The sequence below is a fragment of the Exiguobacterium sp. s5 genome (assembly GCF_018618075.1).
GTDB classification, from domain to species: Bacteria; Bacillota; Bacilli; order Exiguobacteriales; family Exiguobacteriaceae; genus Exiguobacterium; species Exiguobacterium mexicanum_A.
The window spans coordinates 144,727-164,170 of sequence record NZ_JACSLK010000002.1 but is presented as its reverse complement, the minus strand read 5'-3'; the positions used below and the strand labels follow the sequence as shown (position 1 = coordinate 164,170).

The following is a 19,444-nucleotide window of genomic DNA, read 5'->3' as shown; positions in this document are numbered from 1 at the left end:
CGATGCACTTAAAACGAATCGAACTCGCTGGCTTTAAATCGTTTGCCAAGCGGATTGAACTGGATTTTCGTCCCGGCGTCACAGCCGTGGTTGGGCCGAACGGGAGCGGAAAATCAAATATATCGGACGCTGTTCGCTGGGTACTCGGTGAGCAGTCGGCCAAATCGCTCCGCGGAGCGAAAATGGAAGACGTCATCTTTGCCGGCAGTGAAGGTGAGAACCATCGCAACGTCGCCGAAGTGACGCTCGTCCTAGACAACACGGACGCCCATTTGCGGTTGCCATATGAAGAAGTCAGTGTGACGCGCCGCGTCACGCGGAGCGGCGACAGCGACTACTTCATGAACAAGAAGCCGTGCCGGCTTAAAGATGTGATCGACCTGTTCATGGATACGGGCCTATCACGCGATGCGTTCGCCATCATCGGGCAAGGACGGGTCGAGCAAGTCATCTCCGGGAAACCGGAAGATCGTCGGGCTGTCATCGAAGAAGCGGCCGGGGTGTTGAAGTACCGGCAGCGTAAAAAACAAGCCGAACGGAAGCTCCAAGACACCGAGTTGAACTTGTCTCGGGTCGATGACATTTTGTATGAACTCGCCGATCGGGTCGAACCGCTCCGAGAGCAGGCCGCGCTCGCACGCGAGTATCAAGTCGCCAAAGCGCGCCACGATGAGCTCGAGACGGGTATTCTCGGCGCCGAGATCACAGAACTTGGTACGGGCATCGCTCGTGTGTCCGAGCAACTGCGGACGGCCGAGACGAATCTCGCCGAGCAAGACGGCGCGTTGACCGCGATTTCAGAAGAGCGGACGACGCTTGAGGCGGCACTCGCCAAAGATCGAGAAACGCTCGACACGCTCCATCAAGAAGAACGGTCTCAAGCGACCGAGCTGGAACGGTTGACAGGTGAGATCAAGCTCGCGAAAGCCCGTGAAGAGCACGGGGCGGAGACGAAAGAACGCCTCGAGCGCCAACGTGTCGAATTGGCCGAAGAGACCGAACAGTTGACGCAGAAGTTGAACGTGGCAAACGCGGATATGGCGTCAAAAGCTGAGGCGTTACATACCGTGGAAGCGGCACGGGCCGAACTTGACGCGCAATTGACGGCGGCGACGCGTGACTTTAACGCAGAAATCGAACAGCTTCAAGGCGAAGCGTTCGAGTTGGCGACGACACGGGCCACGCTGAGCAACCAACAGAAGCGAGAACGGCGCGATATCGAACAAGCGGAAGAAGCGAAAGCTCGTCTGCTTCGTGAAAACAAGGATCGCCTTGACGTGCGGACCGAACAGACGGCATCACTCGAGGCCGAACAAGCTCGTCTCGACGAGGCTCGGGACACGTGGGAGACGCTCATGGCGGAAGAAGCTGATTTGACCGAACGGGAAGCGACGCTTCGAGACAAATTGTCGCGGGCCGAACAGTCGTACCACGACCTTGACCGCCGGCGTCAGAAGACCGAGGACCGGATCGAGTTGCTCGAACGGATGAAACAGTCGTACGAAGGCTATTTCCATGCGGTCAAATTTGTCTTGAAAGAACGGGGACCGGGCGTGCTCGGTGCCGTCGCAGAATTGATTCGCGTTCTCCCGTCCTATGAGGCCGCCATCGAGACGGCGCTCGGTCAGACGCAACAACATATCGTCGTCGAGACGGAAGAAGTCGGACGCCGAGAGATTGAACGATTGCGGAAAGCAAGTGCCGGACGAGCCACGTTCGTACCGATGACGAGCGTGAAGGAACGTTACGTCCCGAGTGAAGTCGCACACCGTCTCGAATCAGTCGACGGATTCGTCGGCATCGCCGCCGACCTCGTCGAGACGGACCCGGCCTACGAGAAATTGAAACGGTCGCTCCTCGGCGCCGTGATCGTGGCCAATTCCCTCGAGGTGGCCAACCGGATCGCCAAGACGACGGGGTATCGCTATCGCATCGTCACGCTCGAAGGGGATATCGTCAACGTTGGCGGTTCGATGACCGGGGGTAGCCGGAAGCAAGGTGTCGCCTTGTTCACCCAGTCCCGTGAACTCGATGATTTGAAGCAAGGATTGACGCAAGGGTTGGCCATGCTTCACGAGCAACAGTTGCGGGTGTCGACGTACACCGATGAGATGTCCCGACTGCGTGCGTCGCTCCAGACGCTCAGGCTCAAGAAGCGCGAGGCCGAAGAGACGCTCCGTTCGACGGAACAGGCGTTTAGAAACTTGGAACGGGTGTCGCAAGACGCCAAAGCGCAACTCGAACTGTTCGACCATGAGATGGCGCGTTACGCCCAAACGATCGCATCCGCCACGAATGAGTTGACAAGGCTCGCCGAAGAACTCGAGGCGACTGATGCATTGCAAGCCTCGATTCGGACCGAACTCGAGGCGCTCCGCGGCGAGCAAGCCAAAGGCGCCGAGACGACGGGGCAACTTCAGGCAGCCATTCGTCAAAATGAACTCGATCGTCAACGCAATATGCTCGACCTCGACCGCGTCCGCGCAGAAGTCGAGCGGCTCGAGGCCGAGGTCGCTAAACAGACGGCCCGTCTTGGGCAGATCGAGCGTGAGCTCGAACATGTGGCAAGCGGCCGGGTCGTCTCGTCTGCCGAGCTCGAGCTCGAGCACGTCGAGGCGGTCAAACAGATGGACGGATTGAAAGAGCGGATGGCGTTGCATACGAAACAGCTCCACGCTGAAGAAGAGTCGTATCGCATCCTCAGACAGCGTGAACAACAGGCGTCGGACGTGCGTCGTCGGGTCGAGGCGGATGTCCGCAAGCTCGAGACCGAGGCGAACGAGCTCGAGTTGAAGCGGAAGTGGAAACTTGACGCGCTCGAGGAACGAGGGCTCGTCCTCGATTTGCTTCCGACCCTCACGATTCCGCTCGATGAGGCGAAAGAAGAGTTCAAACTACTCGTTCGTCAAATCGAAGAAATCGGACCGGTCAACTTGAACGCGATCGAGGAGTTCGATCTCGTCAATGAACGCTTCATGTTCTTGTCCGAGCAACGGGACGACCTCGTCAGCGCCAAAGAGGATTTATACGACATCATCACCGAGATGGACCGTGAAGTGACGCGCTTGTTCAAAGAGACGTACACGCTCGTTCGTGGTCATTTTAAACAGACGTTCAACGAGCTGTTCGGCGGGGGTGAGGCCGATTTGAAACTCGTCGACGAGTCCGACCTGCTCAACACGGGCATCGAGATCGTCGCCAAACCGCCCGGGAAGAAGTTGCAGACGCTCAGTCTGTTATCAGGCGGAGAGCGGGCCTTGACGGCGATCGCGCTTCTGTTCGCCATCCTGAAAACGAGACCCGTCCCGTTCTGTGTGCTCGATGAAGTCGAGGCGGCTCTCGACGAGGCGAACGTCCATCGGTTCGGGGAATATATCCGGACGCTCTCAATCGATACACAATTCGTCATCATCACCCACCGTAAAGGGACGATGGAGGCGGCGGACACGCTCTACGGCGTGACGATGCAACAAAACGGTGTCTCCGAGGTGCTTTCGGTCGAACTATCCGAAGCGAAGCGCGTCGTCGAGACGGAACAAGAGATGGAGGAATTAAGTTGAGTTTTTTTAAGAAGTTAAAAGATAAATTGACGACCTCGACACAAGAGGTGTCGCAAAAGTTTACCGACGGATTGACGAAGACACGAGACGGATTTGCCAGTGCCGTCAACGACCTCGTCTATCGGTTCCGCGAAGTCGATGAGGATTTCTTCGATGAACTCGAGGATTTGCTCATCCAGGCGGATGTCGGCGTGACGACGACGATGGACCTCGTCGAAGATTTGAAAGAGGAAGTGAAACGTCGCAATTTGAAAGACCCGGTCGCTGTCCGTGACGCCCTCGTCGAAGTCGTGGCGAACCGTCTCCAAGAAGACGAGGCGGATCGTGAGTTGAACATGCAGGACGGATTGACGGTCATCTTGTTCGTCGGCGTCAATGGTGTCGGCAAAACGACGACGATCGGCAAACTCGCCCATCAATTGAAGTCGGAAGGGCGTTCGGTCATGCTCGCGGCAGGCGACACGTTCCGGGCCGGTGCCATCGATCAGCTCCAAGTCTGGGGCGAACGCGTCGGAGTCCCGGTCATCCGTCAAGCCGAAGGGTCGGACCCGGCCGCGGTCGTGTTCGACGCTGTGCAGGCAGCGAAATCACGCGGCGTCGACGTCTTGATCTGTGACACGGCCGGACGTTTGCAAAACAAGGTCAACTTGATGAAAGAGCTCGAGAAAGTGAAGCGCGTCATCGAACGTGAAGTACCGAACGGGCCGCACGAGGTATTGCTCGCGTTAGATGCCACAACGGGACAAAACGCGATGGTTCAAGCGAAAGCGTTCAAAGAAGCGACGAACGTGAGCGGGATCGTCCTCACGAAGCTCGACGGGACGGCTAAAGGGGGGATCGTGCTCGCGATTCGAAACGAGCTCGATATCCCGGTCAAATATGTCGGTCTCGGTGAGAAAGTTGATGATTTACAGGCGTTCGACCCGGAACAGTTCGTGTACGGATTATTCGGGGACATCTTCGAAGAAAAACAACAGACAAACGATGACCTCGCCTAACTTTCACTGTTAAGAAAAAAACTTGACAAGAGGTGGGGACGGCTGTACTATTGGTAGTTGTAAAGGGATTTCACTTAACATGTGGAGGTGGAGGTCATGTCGCTCGAAAAGACGAATCGAATGAACTATCTGTTCGATTTTTATCAAGCGCTTCTCACACCGAAACAGCGCAACTATATGTCTCTTTATTACCTAGATGACTACTCGCTCGGAGAGATTGCGGAAGAGTTTGAAGTCAGCCGTCAAGCGGTCTACGATAACATAAAGCGTACCGAAGCGATGCTTGAGCAGTATGAGGAGAAGTTGGCCTTGTTCGAGAAATTCGAACAGCGGCAACAACTGCTTCAAACGCTCAAACGTCAAGTCGAGCACTCGCCCGATTTGACGGAAACGATTTCGGCGCTTGAGAATTTAGAGTAGGGGGCTGAAGCATGGCATTTGAAGGATTATCCGAACGGTTGCAATCGACACTGGCGAAAATGCGAGGGAAAGGTAAAATTTCCGAAGCAGATGTCAAAGAGATGATGAGAGAAGTTCGTCTCGCTCTCCTTGAAGCCGATGTCAACTTCAAAGTGGTCAAACAGTTCGTCAACGACGTGAAAGAACGGGCCATCGGCCAAGACGTCATGAAATCGTTGACACCTGGCCAACAAGTTGTCAAAATCGTTCATGAAGAGCTAACGAACTTGATGGGAAGCGACGTCGTCCCAATCACATTTAACCCAAAACCACCGACAGTCGTCATGATGGTCGGGTTACAAGGTGCGGGGAAAACGACGACGACCGGTAAGCTCGCGAATTTGATTCGCAAAAAGCATAACCGGAGTCCACTTCTCGTCGCGGCAGATATTTATCGGCCTGCGGCCATCAAACAGCTCGAGACACTCGGCAAGCAGCTCGATTTACCGGTGTTCTCACTTGGCGACCAAGTGAAGCCGGAAGAAATCGTCACGAAAGCGCTCGAGTACGCCAAAACCAATCATCACGATTTCGTGTTGATCGATACGGCCGGTCGACTTCATATTGACGAGACGCTCATGGGCGAGCTCGAAAACGTGAAGACGATTGCCAAACCAAATGAAATCTTCCTCGTCGTCGATGCGATGACGGGTCAAGATGCGGTCAACGTGGCCGATAGCTTCAATGAGAAACTCGGAATCACCGGCGTCGTGCTCACGAAGCTCGACGGTGACACACGTGGTGGGGCAGCCCTTTCAATCAAGGCAGTCACGGGAGCGCCGATTAAGTTCGTCGGTCTCGGTGAAAAGTTGGATGCCCTCGAACCTTTCCACCCGGAACGCATGGCGTCACGGATTCTTGGAATGGGTGACGTGCTCACGCTCATTGAAAAAGCCGAGTCACAGATGGACCAAGATGCCGCGAAAGAGCTTGAAAGCAAAATTCGCGACGCATCGTTCACGTTCGATGATTTTATCGAGCAATTGGGTCAAGTGAAAAACATGGGCCCGATTGATGAATTGCTCTCGATGTTACCTGGTGCAGGTAAGATGAAAGGGTTGAAGAACGTCCAAATCGACGAGAAGCAACTCGATCATGTCGAGGCGATCATTCGCTCGATGACAAAGCATGAGCGCTCCAATCCTGAAGTGCTCAACGCGAGTCGTCGCAAGCGGATCGCAAAAGGGAGCGGTCGCTCCATCCAGGAAGTGAACCGTCTCATCAAACAGTTCGATGACATGAAGAAGCTCATGAAGCAGATGTCAGGACAAATGAAAGGGAAGAAAAAAGGTCTCGGCCTTCCATTCTTCTAAGAAAACTTTTGTCAGTCGGACAAAAAAGCAGTATACTATTAAAGTTGTCAATTCTTAAACACATGATGGAGGTATATTACCATGGCAGTTAAAATTCGTCTCAAGCGCATGGGCGCAAACAAATCACCTTTCTACCGGATCGTTGTAGCTGATTCACGTTCACCACGTGATGGCCGCTTCATCGAGCAACTCGGTCACTACAACCCGGTTGCAAAACCAGAAGCAGAAGTTCGCATCAACGAAGAACTCGCTCTCAAATGGTTGGCAGACGGCGCGAAGCCATCTGACACAGTACGTAACTTGTTCTCTAAAGCAGGGATCATGGAGAAATTCCACAACGCGAAAAACGCGAAGTAAGGATGTGGCCGACCTTTTATGAGGTCGGCCCATTTTTGTGAGGAGGCATAACAATGGAATGGTTATACGTAGGTAAGATCGCCAACACCCATGGCTTAAAAGGAGAATTGAAGTTGCTCGCCGCGACCGATTTTCCGGCGGAGCGCTTCAAGAAGGGCGAGACGCTCTATTTAGACATCGACGGCAAGAAAGTTCCGTTCGAAGTGACGACGTATCGTCCACACAAGCAGTTCCATCTCGTCACGTTCAAAGGGCTCGAGAACATCAATCTCGTCGAGAAATATAAAGGGATGAAGCTGTATGTCCACGTCGAGCACGTCCACGAGTTGCCGGAACATGAGTTTTATTACCATGAGATTATCGGCTGTGAGGCTGTCGTCGATGGCGAGGTCATCGGAGTCGTCGATGACATCTTCGAGACCGGCGCGAACGACGTCTGGGTCATCAAACGTCCTGGCAAGTCGGATGCGCTCATCCCGTACATCGAATCGGTCGTGAGCGACATCGATGTCGAGGCGAAACGTGTCGTCATCACCCCGATTCCGGGAATGATCGACGATGAAGATTGATGTCTTAACGTTATTCCCTGAGATGTTCGCCCCGCTCGATCATTCGATCGTCGGACGGGCGCGCACGCTCGGTCACGTCGAGATGGCGTTCACGAACTTCCGTGACTTCTCGACGAACAAGCACCACAAAGTCGACGATTATCCGTACGGGGGCGGGGCGGGTATGCTACTCACCCCGCAACCGATTTTTGACGCCTTTGACGCGATTGGGAAGACGCGTCCCCGTGTCATCGTCACAACACCGACCGGACGCCGTTTTGACCAACGAATGGCAGAAGAGTGGGCGTCCGAGGAACACCTCATCTTTTTGTGCGGTCATTATGAAGGGTTCGACCAACGGATCCATGACGAGCTCGCGACGGACGAGGTGTCAATCGGCGATTTCGTCATGACCGGCGGTGAGCTCGCGGCGATGGTCATGATCGATGCCACGGTGCGCCTCATCCCGGAAGTGCTCGGCGACCAGGCGAGCCACGAGGACGACTCGTTTTCGACGGGACTCCTCGAATACCCGCACTATACGCGTCCAGCCGACTTCCGGGGCCTCAAGGTACCGGACGTCCTCTTGTCGGGCAATCATGCCAACATCGAGACGTGGCGTCGTGAACGGTCACTTGAACGCACGTATCGACGGCGGCCGGAACTGCTCGAGCAAATCGACCTGTCGAAGGCGGATAAAAAATTCATTGAATCGTTGCGCGATTGACCAAATTATGCTATGTTTGAGCATGTGGGTTAACCCCCACCGATTACCGATGTTCCGCTGTTGGATGCTTGGGCAGATGAAGATATGAACATTGAAGAAAAAGGAGAACAATTCATGAACACACAAAAACTGTTCCGTGAAATCACAGAAGAACAATTCAAATCGGACGTACCTGCTTTCCGTCCTGGTGACACAGTACGTGTCCACGTTAAAGTCGTAGAGGGAACGCGTGAGCGTATCCAGATCTTCGAAGGCGTTGTCATTAAGCGTAAAGGTGGCGGCATCAGCGAAACATTCACAGTCCGTAAGATTTCTTACGGCGTAGGTGTTGAGCGTGCATTCCCGCTTCACTCACCGCGTGTCGCGCAAATCGAAGTCGTTCGTTACGGTAAAGTCCGTCGTGCGAAACTCTACTACCTCCGCAACCTTCGCGGTAAAGCAGCACGTATTAAAGAAATCCGTCGTTAAGATGGGGATTAAGCTTGTCGCTTGCGACAAGCTTCTTTTTTTCTAGTACAATAAGTTCAAACGGACAGAGGAGTGAGGCAAGTTGAAAGAAGTGTTCAGTTGGCTTAAGGCGATCGTCGTGGCGCTCGTCATCGCGTTCGTGATCCGGACGTTCATCTTTGTACCTGTCATCGTCGAGGGAGAGTCAATGATGCCGACGCTCCAAAATGCCGATCGCATGATCGTCAGCAAAATTTCGAACTATGTCGGTGAGCTTGATCGGGGCGATATTATCGTCTTCCACGCGACGGAATCAAAAGACTATATTAAACGCGTCATCGCCATTCCTGGCGACACGCTCGAATATCGGGACGATACGCTTTACTTGAACGGCGAAGCGGTCGAAGAACCGTATTTAGAGGATTTCCAGGCCCAGATGAACGGCTTTCCTCTTACCGAAAACTTCACGCTCGAACAAGTGACGGGCGAAACAGTCGTCCCGGAAGGTTCGTACTTCGTGATGGGTGACAATCGACAAAACTCGAAAGACAGCCGTGAAATCGGCTTTGTCCCGAAAGAGGACGTCGTCGGCAAAACGAACTTCGTGTTCTGGCCGCTCGGCGATTTCGGGACCGTACAAGAATAAGGTGGTGTTTGTTTGGCAATTCAATGGTTCCCTGGCCACATGGCCAAGGCACGAAGACAAGTAACAGAAAAGTTAAAGCTCATCGATGTCGTCATCGAACTCGTCGATGCACGCGTCCCACAATCGAGCCGTAACCCGATGGTCGATGAGATCACGGAAGGCAAACCGCGTCTCATCGTCTTGAATAAAGCGGATATGGCCGATCCCGTCGTCACCGACGCCTGGCTCCGCGCCTTGAAGCGTGACGACGTCGAGGTCGTCGCCGTCGACGCGAAACATAGCAAAGGCTTGAAGCAGCTCATGTCGGGCGCCGAGAAGCTCATGCAAGAAAAGCATGACCGCATGCGTGAGAAAGGCCGGAATCCCGGTCCGATCCGCGCCCTCATCATCGGCATCCCGAACGTCGGGAAATCGACGCTCATCAACCGCCTCGCTGGACGCAATATCGCTGTCACTGGCGACCGTCCGGGTGTCACGAAGCGTCAGCAATGGATCAAGATGAAAGGCGGCGAGATGGAATTGCTCGATACGCCGGGGATTCTGTGGCCGAAGTTCGAGGACCAGATGGTCGGTTATCGCTTGGCGGCGACCGGTGCCATCAAGGACGATATTTTGAACCTTGATGATATCGCGCTCTATGCGGCCCGTGAGCTATCGGCCCGCTATCCGGAACAGGTGAAAGAGCGATTCAAAATCGATCAACTGCCGGAAGACGCCGTCGAACTGCTCGAATTGATCGGGAAGAAACGTGGACTCGTCAGCGGCGGCTACGTCGATTTCGAGAAGGCGAGCGAATTACTATTGAACGAACTACGTCATGAAAAAATCGGACGGGTCTCTCTTGAGACACCGGCCGACCATGAGATGGCGTGAAGTCCTGTGCAAACAGGGCTTTTTTGAATAGGAGGAACAGCATGACGATTCAAGCGATTAAACAACGGCTACAGACGGTCCGATATGAAGAGTGGGAAGCAGTCCGGGCCGAACTGAAGGATGACCCGCGCGCAGGCGTCCAGACGTTGCTCAGGCAGCGTGAGCGCCAGTTCAAGGTCGAACGTGAGCGCAAGGACGATTATGCGGCCCGGAGCGTGTTCGAGGACGAGTTGAAGGCAAACGGCTACGTCCGCATCGGTGGCGTCGATGAGGTCGGTCGAGGACCGCTCGCCGGTCCGGTCGTCGCCGCGGCCGTGATTTTGCCGGAAGGATTTTATCATCCGGGCTTGAACGACTCGAAACTGATGTCGCCATCAGCACGTGAAGTCGCGTATCGGGCCCTCATGGACGAGGCCATGGTCGGCGTCGGCATCGTCGACGCCGACGTGATTGACCGCGTCAACATTTACGAGGCGACGAAACTCGCGATGATGGAGGCGGTCCGGCAACTCGGTGAAGTCGATGCGCTCTTGATTGACGCGATGACGCTCGAGCTCGACGTCCCGCAACAATCGCTCATCAAAGGCGACGCCCGGAGCGTATCGATCGCGGCGGCGAGCGTCGTCGCCAAAGTCGTCCGTGACAACATGATGGAAGACTACGCCGTCCTCTATCCCGGCTACGGTTTCGAACAGAACGCCGGTTACGGGACGAAAGCGCACTTGGCCGGACTAGCGGAACAGGGGATCACGCCAATCCACCGAAAATCGTTCGCGCCGATTAAACATATGTAGGAGGGATCATCATGCGGATCGATCATCAAGGCGTCATGCCGTTCAAGGTCACGGAACAGAATTCGCGGCAATTGCTCATCGGCAATACGGTCGTCGGTCGGGTGCTCCAGCTGCTGCCGGGAGGCGAGGCGGTCATGCAACTGCCGCAAGGCTTATTCCGGGTCGGGGTGAACGCTGACGTCAAAGAGAATGTCACGTACAAGATGGTCGTCACCGAGCTCGAACCGAAGCTCGTCTTGAAAGTCGTGCCGCAACAAGCAGAAGCCCTTGCGCAAGCAGCACGGTCCCCGCTCGCCCTTTTAAGTTCGGAACTCGGACGGCTCGCCCGTCAGCCGCTCGACACGCCTGAATCGCTTCAGGCACAAGGGCGTCAACTGCTCGAGAGCGGAGCCGGGTCGGATGTGAAGCAACTCATCGGCGAATTGTTCAAAGCGAAAGGAGACCCGAAGTTCGAGCAGTTCGTCCGGGCACAGGAGACGTTTAATGCCCTTCAGACGCCGCCATACGTCGCTCAAGCATTTCACATACCGCAATTAGGACCGTTTGAACAAGTCCGATTCCGCCTCGAGGCGCCGAAGGGCGAGATGATTGACGCCGACCACGCACGCATCGTCCTATTTTTGGAGACACCGAAGTTTGGAGAGACGGGTATCGATCTGCTCGTCCAAAAGCGACACGTCTCGATCAAAGTGTTCAATGAACGGCACGATTTGAGCCCGTTCGTCAACGCTTATGAGCCGTCGCTCAGCAAGGCGTTTGAAGCGAGCGGCTATGAACTGTCACGCTTCTCGTTCGAAGAAAAGCGGGAATCCGTGCCAGACACGTTCGCCCCGCTCGGAAAGGTGGATCAACGCATATGACGGACCGTAAGCAAGCGATCGCCTTGTCCTACGAGCAATCGATGGATTCCCCGCGTGTCGTCGCCAAAGGGGGCGGACTCGTCGCCGAGCGCATGCTCGCGCTCGCGCAGGAGAACGGGGTCCCGATCCATGAGGACCCGGCGCTATTGTCACTATTGTCCGCTTTACAGATTGAGGAGCATATTCCGGACGACCTTTATCAGGTCATCGCCGAGCTTTTCGTGTTTCTTTATCAGATGGAACAAGGAAAAATCGAAGATGTCTAGGGGTAGATGTGAAAAAAAGATGAAAACTTAAAGCAAGAACGATAGACAGCGCTTTCAGTTTTTCGTTACAATAGACGTGCCGATATTAAAGGGGACTAAGGGGGAAACGAAATGAATATCCATGAGTATCAGGCGAAAGAATTGCTTCGTGCGTTCGGAGTGGCCGTACCTACGGGCTATCCGGCGTTTAGTGTTGAAGAAGCAGTTACAGCCGCTGCCAAGCTAGACGGTGAACTAAAAGTTGTCAAAGCCCAGATCCACGCAGGGGGCCGCGGGAAAGCCGGCGGTGTCAAACTTGCGAAGACGGATGAGGAAGTCAAACAGTATGCGTCAGAGATTCTCGGCAAGACGCTCGTCACGCACCAGACTGGACCTGAAGGGAAAGTCGTGCAACGCCTTTACATCGAAGAAGGATCTGCGATTGATCAAGAATTTTACTTAGGACTTGTGCTTGACCGTTCGATCGGCCGAATTGTCATCATGGGTTCATCAGAAGGCGGTATGGACATCGAAGAAGTCGCTGAACATACACCAGAAAAGATTCATAAAGAGGTCGTCGACCCGGTCGTCGGACTCCGTCCGTTCCAAGCGCGCCGTCTTGCCTTCAAGATGGAAGTGCCGACCAAGCTCGTCAACAAGTTCAGTGACATGGTCATGAAACTGTACAAAGTGTATGTCGAGACGGATTGCACAATCGCAGAGATCAACCCGCTCGTCACGACGAAAGACGGAAACGTCATCGCCCTCGATGCGAAGCTCAACTTCGACAGCAACGCGCTTTATCGTCATAAAGACATCGTCGACCTGCGCGACACGACAGAAGAAGATCCGCGTGAAGTCGAGGCGTCAAAACACGACCTCAGCTATATCGCGCTCGACGGCAACATCGGTTGCCTCGTTAACGGTGCCGGCCTGGCCATGGCGACGATGGATATCATCAAGCATTATGGCGCCGAACCCGCTAACTTCCTCGATGTAGGCGGCGGTGCAACGAAAGAAAAAGTAACGGAAGCGTTCAAATTGATTTTGTCAGATGACCAAGTCAAAGGAATCTTCGTTAACATCTTTGGTGGCATCATGAAGTGTGACATCATTGCTGAAGGTATCGTCGCGGCGACGAAAGAAATCGGTCTCGATTTGCCACTCGTCGTCCGTTTAGAAGGTACGAACGTGGATGCGGGACGACGCATTCTCGATGAATCTGGACTTGCGATCACTTCGGCGAGCTCGATGGCTGACGGTGCAGAAAAAATCGCGGCACTCGTTCGATAAGGGGGAAACGACATGAGTATTTGGGCGAATCAAGATACAAAAGTGATCATTCAAGGGATCACGGGGAAACAAGGTCTGTTCCACGGCGAACAGATGCTGGCATATAACACGAAATTGGTCGGAGGGGTGACACCTGGTAAAGGTGGCACGACCGTCCTTGACGGCGTACCGGTCTTTAACACGGTATCCGAGGCAGTCGAAGCGACTGGCGCGAACGCGTCAATCATCTACGTGCCACCTGCGTTCGCAGCCGATTCGATTATGGAAGCGGCCGATAGCGGCATCGAGTTGATCATCTGTATCACAGAAGGTATCCCGGTCATCGACATGATTCAAGTGAAGCGTTACCTCGAGGACAAGCCGGCCCGTCTCATCGGACCGAACTGCCCGGGAATCATCACGCCAGGGGAAGCAAAACTTGGCATCATGCCAGGCTATATCCATACGAAAGGCCACGTCGGTATCGTCTCGCGTTCAGGGACGCTCACGTACGAGGCGGTCCATCAGTTGACGACGGCCGGAATCGGACAATCGACAGCTGTCGGAATCGGGGGAGACCCGGTCAACGGCACGAACTTCATCGACACGCTCCAAGCGTTCAATGAAGACGAGGACACGAAAGCGGTCATCATGATCGGTGAAATCGGTGGGACGGCTGAAGAAGAGGCTGCTGAATGGGTGAAGGCGAACATGACGAAGCCAGTCATCGGCTTCATCGGCGGTCAAACCGCTCCTGAAGGGAAACGGATGGGCCATGCGGGCGCCATCATCTCAGGCGGAAAAGGAACGGCCGCCGAGAAAATCAAGACGTTGAATGCCAACGGGATCGAAGTCGCCGAGACGCCTGCCGTCATCGGAGAGACGCTCATCCGGGTGTTGAAGCAAGAAGGATTGTATGAAGCTTGCGTGACGGGTCAACCGACCACGTAAACCATTCGGAAATGAGGGATGCGCGCCATCCCTCATTTTTTTAGAGGTGATTGTGATGAATCAAACAATCGCTCGATTCGCGGCTGAACGGCTGCCGGTCGAGTTCGTCCATCATTACTTATCGCATCCGGGTTCGAGCACTCGTCCCTTCCATCCGAACGTCTGGAACAAAGCAAAACGGGCGCTTCGTTCAACGGTCACGTACGACCGTTTTTTGACGTGGGAAGACGACGCGTTCCCGCGCGCGTTGCTCGACATACCGAACCCGCCGTATTGTTTGTTTTACCGAGGCGATTTAGAGGTACTACAACAACAAACGACCGCTTTGGTCGGAAGCCGTGAATTGAATCGCATCAGCCATCGTCTCGTCGAGCATTTCTACCCTTTAATAGAAGAAACTGTCTCGGTATCGGGCGGTGCGCTCGGCATCGATGGTCTCGTCCATGAGTTGGCACTCCAGCATAACCGTCCGACAATCGCTGTCCTCGGAGCGGGCTTTTCACACATGTATCCTCAAGCGCATGCGCCGCTGTTCGAACGAATTTCGAGACACGGGTTACTCCTCACCGAATACCCACCGGAAACACCTGTCAAAAAATTTCAATTTTTAGAACGTAATCGTCTCGTCAGCGGACTCGGCGATCAGCTCGTCGTCATTCAGGCCCGTCAGAAGAGCGGGACGATGAATACGGTCGGACATGCGCTCGAGCAAGGAAAGATGGTGTTTGCGGTACCCGGAAGCCCGCTTGATCCGCTCGCGGCAGGTCCGAATCGATTGATTGAGGACGGGGCGATTCCATTGACGACTTCCGACCAAATTCTAATGCGTTCAAGGATTGGACGTTGACAAACGAGCGACAACATGAATATTATGGTAGGGATTTAAAACGACCTCTAAAAGGGGAGCAGATGTATGGCAAAATATTTGGTGATCGTCGAATCACCGGCGAAAGCAAAGACAATTAAACGTTATTTAGGATCGAATTACACGGTCAAAGCGTCAATGGGTCACGTCATCGATTTACCGAAAAGTCAACTCGGTGTCGACGTGGAACATGACTTTGAACCGAAGTACATTACGATTCGTGGAAAAGGCCCAGTTTTGAAAGAATTGAAGACGGCAGCCAAAAAAGCGACGAAAATCTTTCTCGCGGCTGACCCGGATCGCGAAGGGGAAGCGATCGCCTGGCATCTAGCGCGTGCCCTCGGTGTCGACGAAACGACAGAATGTCGGGTCGTCTTTAACGAGATCACGAAAGATGCGATCAAGGAGTCATTCAAGCACCCACGTAAAATCAATCACGATCTCGTCGACGCCCAACAAGCGCGGCGAATTTTGGATCGTCTCGTCGGATACGGGATGAGCCCATTATTATGGAAGAAAGTCAAAAAAGGCTTATCGGCCGGACGTGTCCAATCAGTGGCCGTCAAAATGATCATCGACCGGGAGCGGGAGATCAACGCCTTCGACCCAGAAGAGTATTGGACGATCAAACTCATGCTCAACCATGAAGGCGAATTGTTCGAGACATCGTTTTATGGGAAAGACGGGAAGAAACTGGAGCTCAAGAGCGAGGCAGACGCCGACGCGGTGCTCAACGCGATCGACGACTCGTTCAAAGTCATCGATGTCACGAAGAAAGAGCGGAAGCGGAACGCCTCGCTCCCGTTTACGACAAGTTCGCTCCAACAGGATGCGGCCCGTAAGCTCAACTTCCGTGCCAAGAAAACGATGATGCTCGCGCAACAGCTTTACGAAGGGATCGACCTCGGTAAGAAAGAAGGTACCGTCGGTTTGATCACGTATATGCGTACCGATTCGACACGGATCTCAGATTTGGCGAAAGAAGAAGCGAAATCGTATATCGAGTCCACGTTCGGTGAAGAGTATGTCGCATTGCAGAAACAAAAAGAGAAGAAGGCGGCAAACGCCCAGGATGCCCACGAAGCGATTCGTCCGACATCGGCGTTACGTGACCCGGCCTCGGTCAAAGCATACCTGTCACGCGACCAGCTCCGACTGTACAAGTTGATTTGGGAACGTCTCGTGGCGAGCCAAATGGCGCCGGCCATCCTCGACACGGTAAAAATCGACGTCGAATCGAACGGCATGATTTTCCGTGCCAACGGGTCGACCGTCAAATTCCCAGGTTTCATGAAAGTGTATATCGAATCGAAAGATGATGATATCGAAGATACGAATCCAGAAAAAGAAGGGTTGCTCCCACCGCTCGAAGTCGACGACCTCGTCAAGTTCGACACGATCGAGCCGAAACAGCACTTCACCCAACCGCCGCCGCGTTATAGCGAGGCACGGCTCGTGCGGGCGATGGAAGAGCTCGGGATTGGTCGTCCGTCGACATATGCACCGACGCTCGACACGATTCAAAAACGCGGCTACGTCGTCCTCGAAGAGAAGAAGTTCGTCCCGACGGAGCTCGGTGAACTTGTCATCGAGATGATTGACGAGTATTTCAACGATTTCATCACCGTACAGTTCACGGCCGACATGGAGACGCTCCTCGACTCGATCGAGAACGAGGAAGTCCAATGGACCGACGTCGTTGCCCCAATCTATCGCAGTTTCGAGAAACGCTTGAAACGGGCCGAGGCCGAGATCGAGAAGATCGAAGTGAAAGATGAACCGGCTGGCATCGACTGTGAAGTATGCGGTGCGCCGATGGTCATCAAAATGGGCCGCTACGGTAAATTTATGGCGTGCTCGAACTTCCCGAACTGTACGAACACGAAACCGGTACAAGTCGAGATCGGCGTCCCATGTCCGAGCTGCAAAGACGGACAAGTCGTCGAACGACGCAGTAAAAAAGGTCGTCTATTCTACGGCTGCTCGAACTATCCAGACTGTGAGTTCGTCTCATGGGACAAACCGGTCGCGAAACCGTGTCCGGAATGTGGTAAGATGATGGTCGAGAAAAAAATCAAAGACGGCGTGAAATATCAATGTACGAACTGTACCCATGCCGAGGTACATCAGTTAGAGGAGGATTAACTTTGCAGCAACGTGTAACTGTGATCGGAGCGGGCCTCGCCGGCTCCGAGGCGGCTTGGCAACTCGCGAAGCGCGGGATTCAAGTCGATTTGTATGAAATGAGACCGGTGCGAAAGACGCCGGCACACCATACGGACCAATTCGCGGAATTGGTCTGCTCGAACTCGCTCCGGGCGAACGGGCTCCAAAATGCGGTCGGTGTCTTGAAGGAAGAGATGCGTACGCTCGACTCGCTCATCTTGAAAGCGGCGGATACGGCGAGCGTACCGGCCGGCGGCGCTCTCGCCGTCGACCGTCACGACTTCGCAGGATTCGTGACCGACACGTTGAAAAACCATCCGAACGTGACCGTGCACAACGAAGAGATCACGGCGATTCCGGACGGGATCGTCATCATGGCGACCGGGCCGCTCACATCGCCTGACCTTTCGGCTTCGCTCAAAGCGTTCACTGGTGAAGACTATTTGTACTTCTACGACGCAGCCGCTCCAATCTTGGACGGCGAGACGATCGACCGGGACAAGGTTTACTTGAAGTCACGTTACGATAAGGGCGAAGCGGCCTACCTCAACTGTCCGATGACGGAAGAGGAGTTCGACTTGTTCTATGACGAACTCGTCAAAGCCGAAGTCGTCCCGCTCAAAGAGTTCGAGAAAGAGATTTACTTCGAAGGCTGCATGCCGTTTGAAGTACTCGCCCAACGCGGCAAGAAGACGCTCTTATTCGGACCGATGAAGCCGGTCGGCCTCGAAGATCCGAAGACGGGCAAACGTCCGCATGCGGTCGTGCAATTGCGGCAAGATAACTCGGCCGGGACGCTCTTCAACTTGGTCGGTTTCCAGACGCACCTGAAGTGGGGAGAACAGAAACGAATCATTCAATTGATTCCAGGTCTTGAGAACGCCGAGATCGTGCGTTACGGTGTCATGCACCGGAACACGTTCATCAACTCACCGAGCCTCTTGAAACCGACGTATCAGGCCCGCACACGCGACACGTTGTTCTTTGCCGGCCAGATGACCGGTGTCGAAGGGTATGTCGAGTCGGCGGCCTCCGGTCTCCTCGCCGGGATCAACGCGGCGAAGCTGATCGCTGGGGAAGAGCTCGTCGTTCTCCCGCGTGAGACGATGCTCGGTTCGATGGCGCACTACATCACGACAACGGACGGGAAACACTTCCAACCGATGAACGCGAACTTCGGTCTCGTGCCGTCGCTTGAAGACGCTCCGAAGAAGATGAAGAAACAAGAACGTTACGAGCGCTACGCGAACCGTGCCCTCGAAACGATTCAACAGTATAAAGAGATTTAAGGGAAAGGAGCCATTTTTTGGCTCCTTTTTGATGAATCTAAATTTCAATTGTGTAATTTGTACAACACTTTGAAAATTTTCAGATTATTGAAGAGGTATCTATTGTCACCTCTGACTGTGTATGCTATGCTAATTTCGATTTGACGGGAACATGCGTTTTTAAGCTGAAAACGAGGGGGCGAGAGGATGAGATTCGTTGACGATCAACAATCGTTTTTGCGCTATTGCCAAGTCGAACGCCGACTGTCTCCTCATACAAAACGCTCTTACGAGCAGACGCTCGACCAGTACGCCGTTTATTGCCAATCGACACATCAAGATCCTTATGATGTGCAGTCGGCGCGGCGTTATTTATATGCTCTTTATGAGGCAGACACCGCCACGACGACGGTCGCCCAAAAAGTATCGTGTCTCAAACAATTCGGGAAATTTGTGGCACGTGAAACGGGCGGTGAACCGTTGTTTCATGGTTTGACGTCACCGAAACGGCGAAAGACGCTACCAACGTTCGCCGTGCCGAGCGAGGTCGAACAGCTTTTGAAGGCAGCCGAAGGGCAAGACGACCCATTCCTACGGGCACGTGATGTCGCGATCGTCGAGATGTTGTACGGGACAGGCATGCGTGTCGCCGAGTTGTGCGGCATGGACGTGTCGTCCTACGATGCGGGCCTCGCGTTCGTCCATGTCGTCGGGAAAGGGAAGAAAGAACGTTACATCCCAATCGGGCAGTTCGCCATCGAGGCGCTCGACCGTTACTTAGACATGCGGCAAACGTGCGCGACGACTCAGGAAACGGCATTATTTCTCAGTCAAAAAGGGAATCGGGTGACAACGGACCAAATTCGCTACGTTATGAAGCGACTCCGGAAGCTGGGAGGCCTTCACAAGCCGTTGACGCCACACTCACTCCGTCACAGTTTTGCGACGGACCTGCTCGAGCGCGGGGCGGACCTTCGCGCCGTCCAGGAACTGCTCGGACACGAGTCGCTCTCCACGACCGGACGTTATACCCACGTCTCGACCGAGCGTCTGCGAGCGGTCTATCAAGCTACACATCCGAGAAAGTAGGAGGTC

The 19,444-nt window shown here is 54.2% G+C and carries 19 protein-coding genes; all 19 read left to right on the top strand.

Features of this window, described 5'->3' with window-relative positions; all coding sequences use genetic code 11:
* The first annotated feature begins 2 nt into the window (after positions 1-2).
* The 19 genes from smc (at position 3) to KNP60_RS04835 (ending at position 19,438) form a co-directional block, all read left to right on the top strand.
* A complete protein-coding gene (gene smc / locus KNP60_RS04925) occupies positions 3-3,560 on the top strand; it encodes a chromosome segregation protein SMC (protein WP_214797034.1) in 3,558 nt (1,185 codons plus the stop codon).
* Positions 3,557-4,558: a signal recognition particle-docking protein FtsY gene (ftsY, locus tag KNP60_RS04920; RefSeq protein ID WP_034777152.1), complete on the top strand. Its 1,002-nt coding sequence runs from the start codon at positions 3,557-3,559 to the stop codon at positions 4,556-4,558. The genes smc and ftsY overlap by 4 nt, the downstream gene beginning before the upstream one ends.
* A gap of 96 nt (positions 4,559-4,654) precedes the next feature.
* On the top strand, positions 4,655-4,978 hold the full coding sequence (locus tag KNP60_RS04915) for a putative DNA-binding protein (RefSeq protein WP_034777154.1): 324 nt from the start codon (positions 4,655-4,657) through the stop codon (positions 4,976-4,978).
* A gap of 11 nt (positions 4,979-4,989) precedes the next feature.
* A complete protein-coding gene (gene ffh / locus KNP60_RS04910) occupies positions 4,990-6,330 on the top strand; it encodes a signal recognition particle protein (protein ID WP_034777156.1) in 1,341 nt (446 codons plus the stop codon).
* An 81-nt stretch (positions 6,331-6,411) separates the two neighbouring features.
* Positions 6,412-6,687, top strand: coding sequence for a 30S ribosomal protein S16 (rpsP, locus tag KNP60_RS04905; RefSeq protein WP_021067098.1), 276 nt, complete (start codon positions 6,412-6,414; stop codon positions 6,685-6,687).
* 53 nt (positions 6,688-6,740) lie between these two features.
* The gene (gene rimM, locus KNP60_RS04900) at positions 6,741-7,256 is read left to right on the top strand and encodes a ribosome maturation factor RimM (RefSeq protein WP_034777158.1); all 516 of its coding nucleotides are present in this window, start codon (positions 6,741-6,743) and stop codon (positions 7,254-7,256) included.
* Entirely contained in the window at positions 7,246-7,962 is a 717-nt protein-coding gene (gene trmD, locus KNP60_RS04895) for a tRNA (guanosine(37)-N1)-methyltransferase TrmD (protein ID WP_214797033.1), read from the top strand. Before rimM ends, trmD begins: the two co-directional genes overlap by 11 nt.
* Before the next feature lie 114 nt (positions 7,963-8,076).
* Positions 8,077-8,430, top strand: coding sequence for a 50S ribosomal protein L19 (rplS, locus tag KNP60_RS04890; protein WP_015881369.1), 354 nt, complete (start codon positions 8,077-8,079; stop codon positions 8,428-8,430).
* Between the two features lie 82 nt (positions 8,431-8,512).
* The gene (lepB, locus tag KNP60_RS04885; RefSeq protein WP_034777162.1) at positions 8,513-9,055 is read left to right on the top strand and encodes a signal peptidase I; all 543 of its coding nucleotides are present in this window, start codon (positions 8,513-8,515) and stop codon (positions 9,053-9,055) included.
* Between the two features lie 12 nt (positions 9,056-9,067).
* Positions 9,068-9,928 carry a ribosome biogenesis GTPase YlqF gene (ylqF, locus tag KNP60_RS04880; RefSeq protein ID WP_034777164.1) on the top strand — a complete coding sequence of 287 codons (861 nt, stop codon included), beginning with the start codon at positions 9,068-9,070 and terminating at the stop codon, positions 9,926-9,928.
* Between the two features lie 41 nt (positions 9,929-9,969).
* The gene (locus KNP60_RS04875) at positions 9,970-10,722 is read left to right on the top strand and encodes a ribonuclease HII (protein ID WP_214797032.1); all 753 of its coding nucleotides are present in this window, start codon (positions 9,970-9,972) and stop codon (positions 10,720-10,722) included.
* 11 nt (positions 10,723-10,733) lie between these two features.
* Positions 10,734-11,582 (top strand): hypothetical protein, encoded by an 849-nt coding sequence (locus tag KNP60_RS04870; RefSeq protein ID WP_214797031.1) that lies wholly within the window; start codon positions 10,734-10,736, stop codon positions 11,580-11,582.
* Positions 11,579-11,848, top strand: a complete 270-nt coding sequence (locus KNP60_RS04865; protein WP_034777170.1) for an EscU/YscU/HrcU family type III secretion system export apparatus switch protein — start codon at positions 11,579-11,581, stop codon at positions 11,846-11,848. Before KNP60_RS04870 ends, KNP60_RS04865 begins: the two co-directional genes overlap by 4 nt.
* Before the next feature lie 111 nt (positions 11,849-11,959).
* The gene (gene sucC, locus KNP60_RS04860; RefSeq protein WP_214797030.1) at positions 11,960-13,120 is read left to right on the top strand and encodes an ADP-forming succinate--CoA ligase subunit beta; all 1,161 of its coding nucleotides are present in this window, start codon (positions 11,960-11,962) and stop codon (positions 13,118-13,120) included.
* Between the two features lie 12 nt (positions 13,121-13,132).
* Positions 13,133-14,050 (top strand): succinate--CoA ligase subunit alpha, encoded by a 918-nt coding sequence (sucD, locus tag KNP60_RS04855; RefSeq protein ID WP_034777173.1) that lies wholly within the window; start codon positions 13,133-13,135, stop codon positions 14,048-14,050.
* 55 nt (positions 14,051-14,105) lie between these two features.
* On the top strand, positions 14,106-14,897 hold the full coding sequence (dprA, locus tag KNP60_RS04850) for a DNA-processing protein DprA (protein WP_214797029.1): 792 nt from the start codon (positions 14,106-14,108) through the stop codon (positions 14,895-14,897).
* A 66-nt stretch (positions 14,898-14,963) separates the two neighbouring features.
* Positions 14,964-17,060 (top strand): type I DNA topoisomerase, encoded by a 2,097-nt coding sequence (topA, locus tag KNP60_RS04845; protein ID WP_034777177.1) that lies wholly within the window; start codon positions 14,964-14,966, stop codon positions 17,058-17,060.
* Between the two features lie 2 nt (positions 17,061-17,062).
* Positions 17,063-18,370 (top strand): FADH(2)-oxidizing methylenetetrahydrofolate--tRNA-(uracil(54)-C(5))-methyltransferase TrmFO, encoded by a 1,308-nt coding sequence (gene trmFO, locus KNP60_RS04840; protein ID WP_034777179.1) that lies wholly within the window; start codon positions 17,063-17,065, stop codon positions 18,368-18,370.
* 186 nt (positions 18,371-18,556) lie between these two features.
* A complete protein-coding gene (locus KNP60_RS04835) occupies positions 18,557-19,438 on the top strand; it encodes a tyrosine-type recombinase/integrase (RefSeq protein ID WP_214797028.1) in 882 nt (293 codons plus the stop codon).
* Positions 19,439-19,444: the final 6 nt, after the last annotated feature.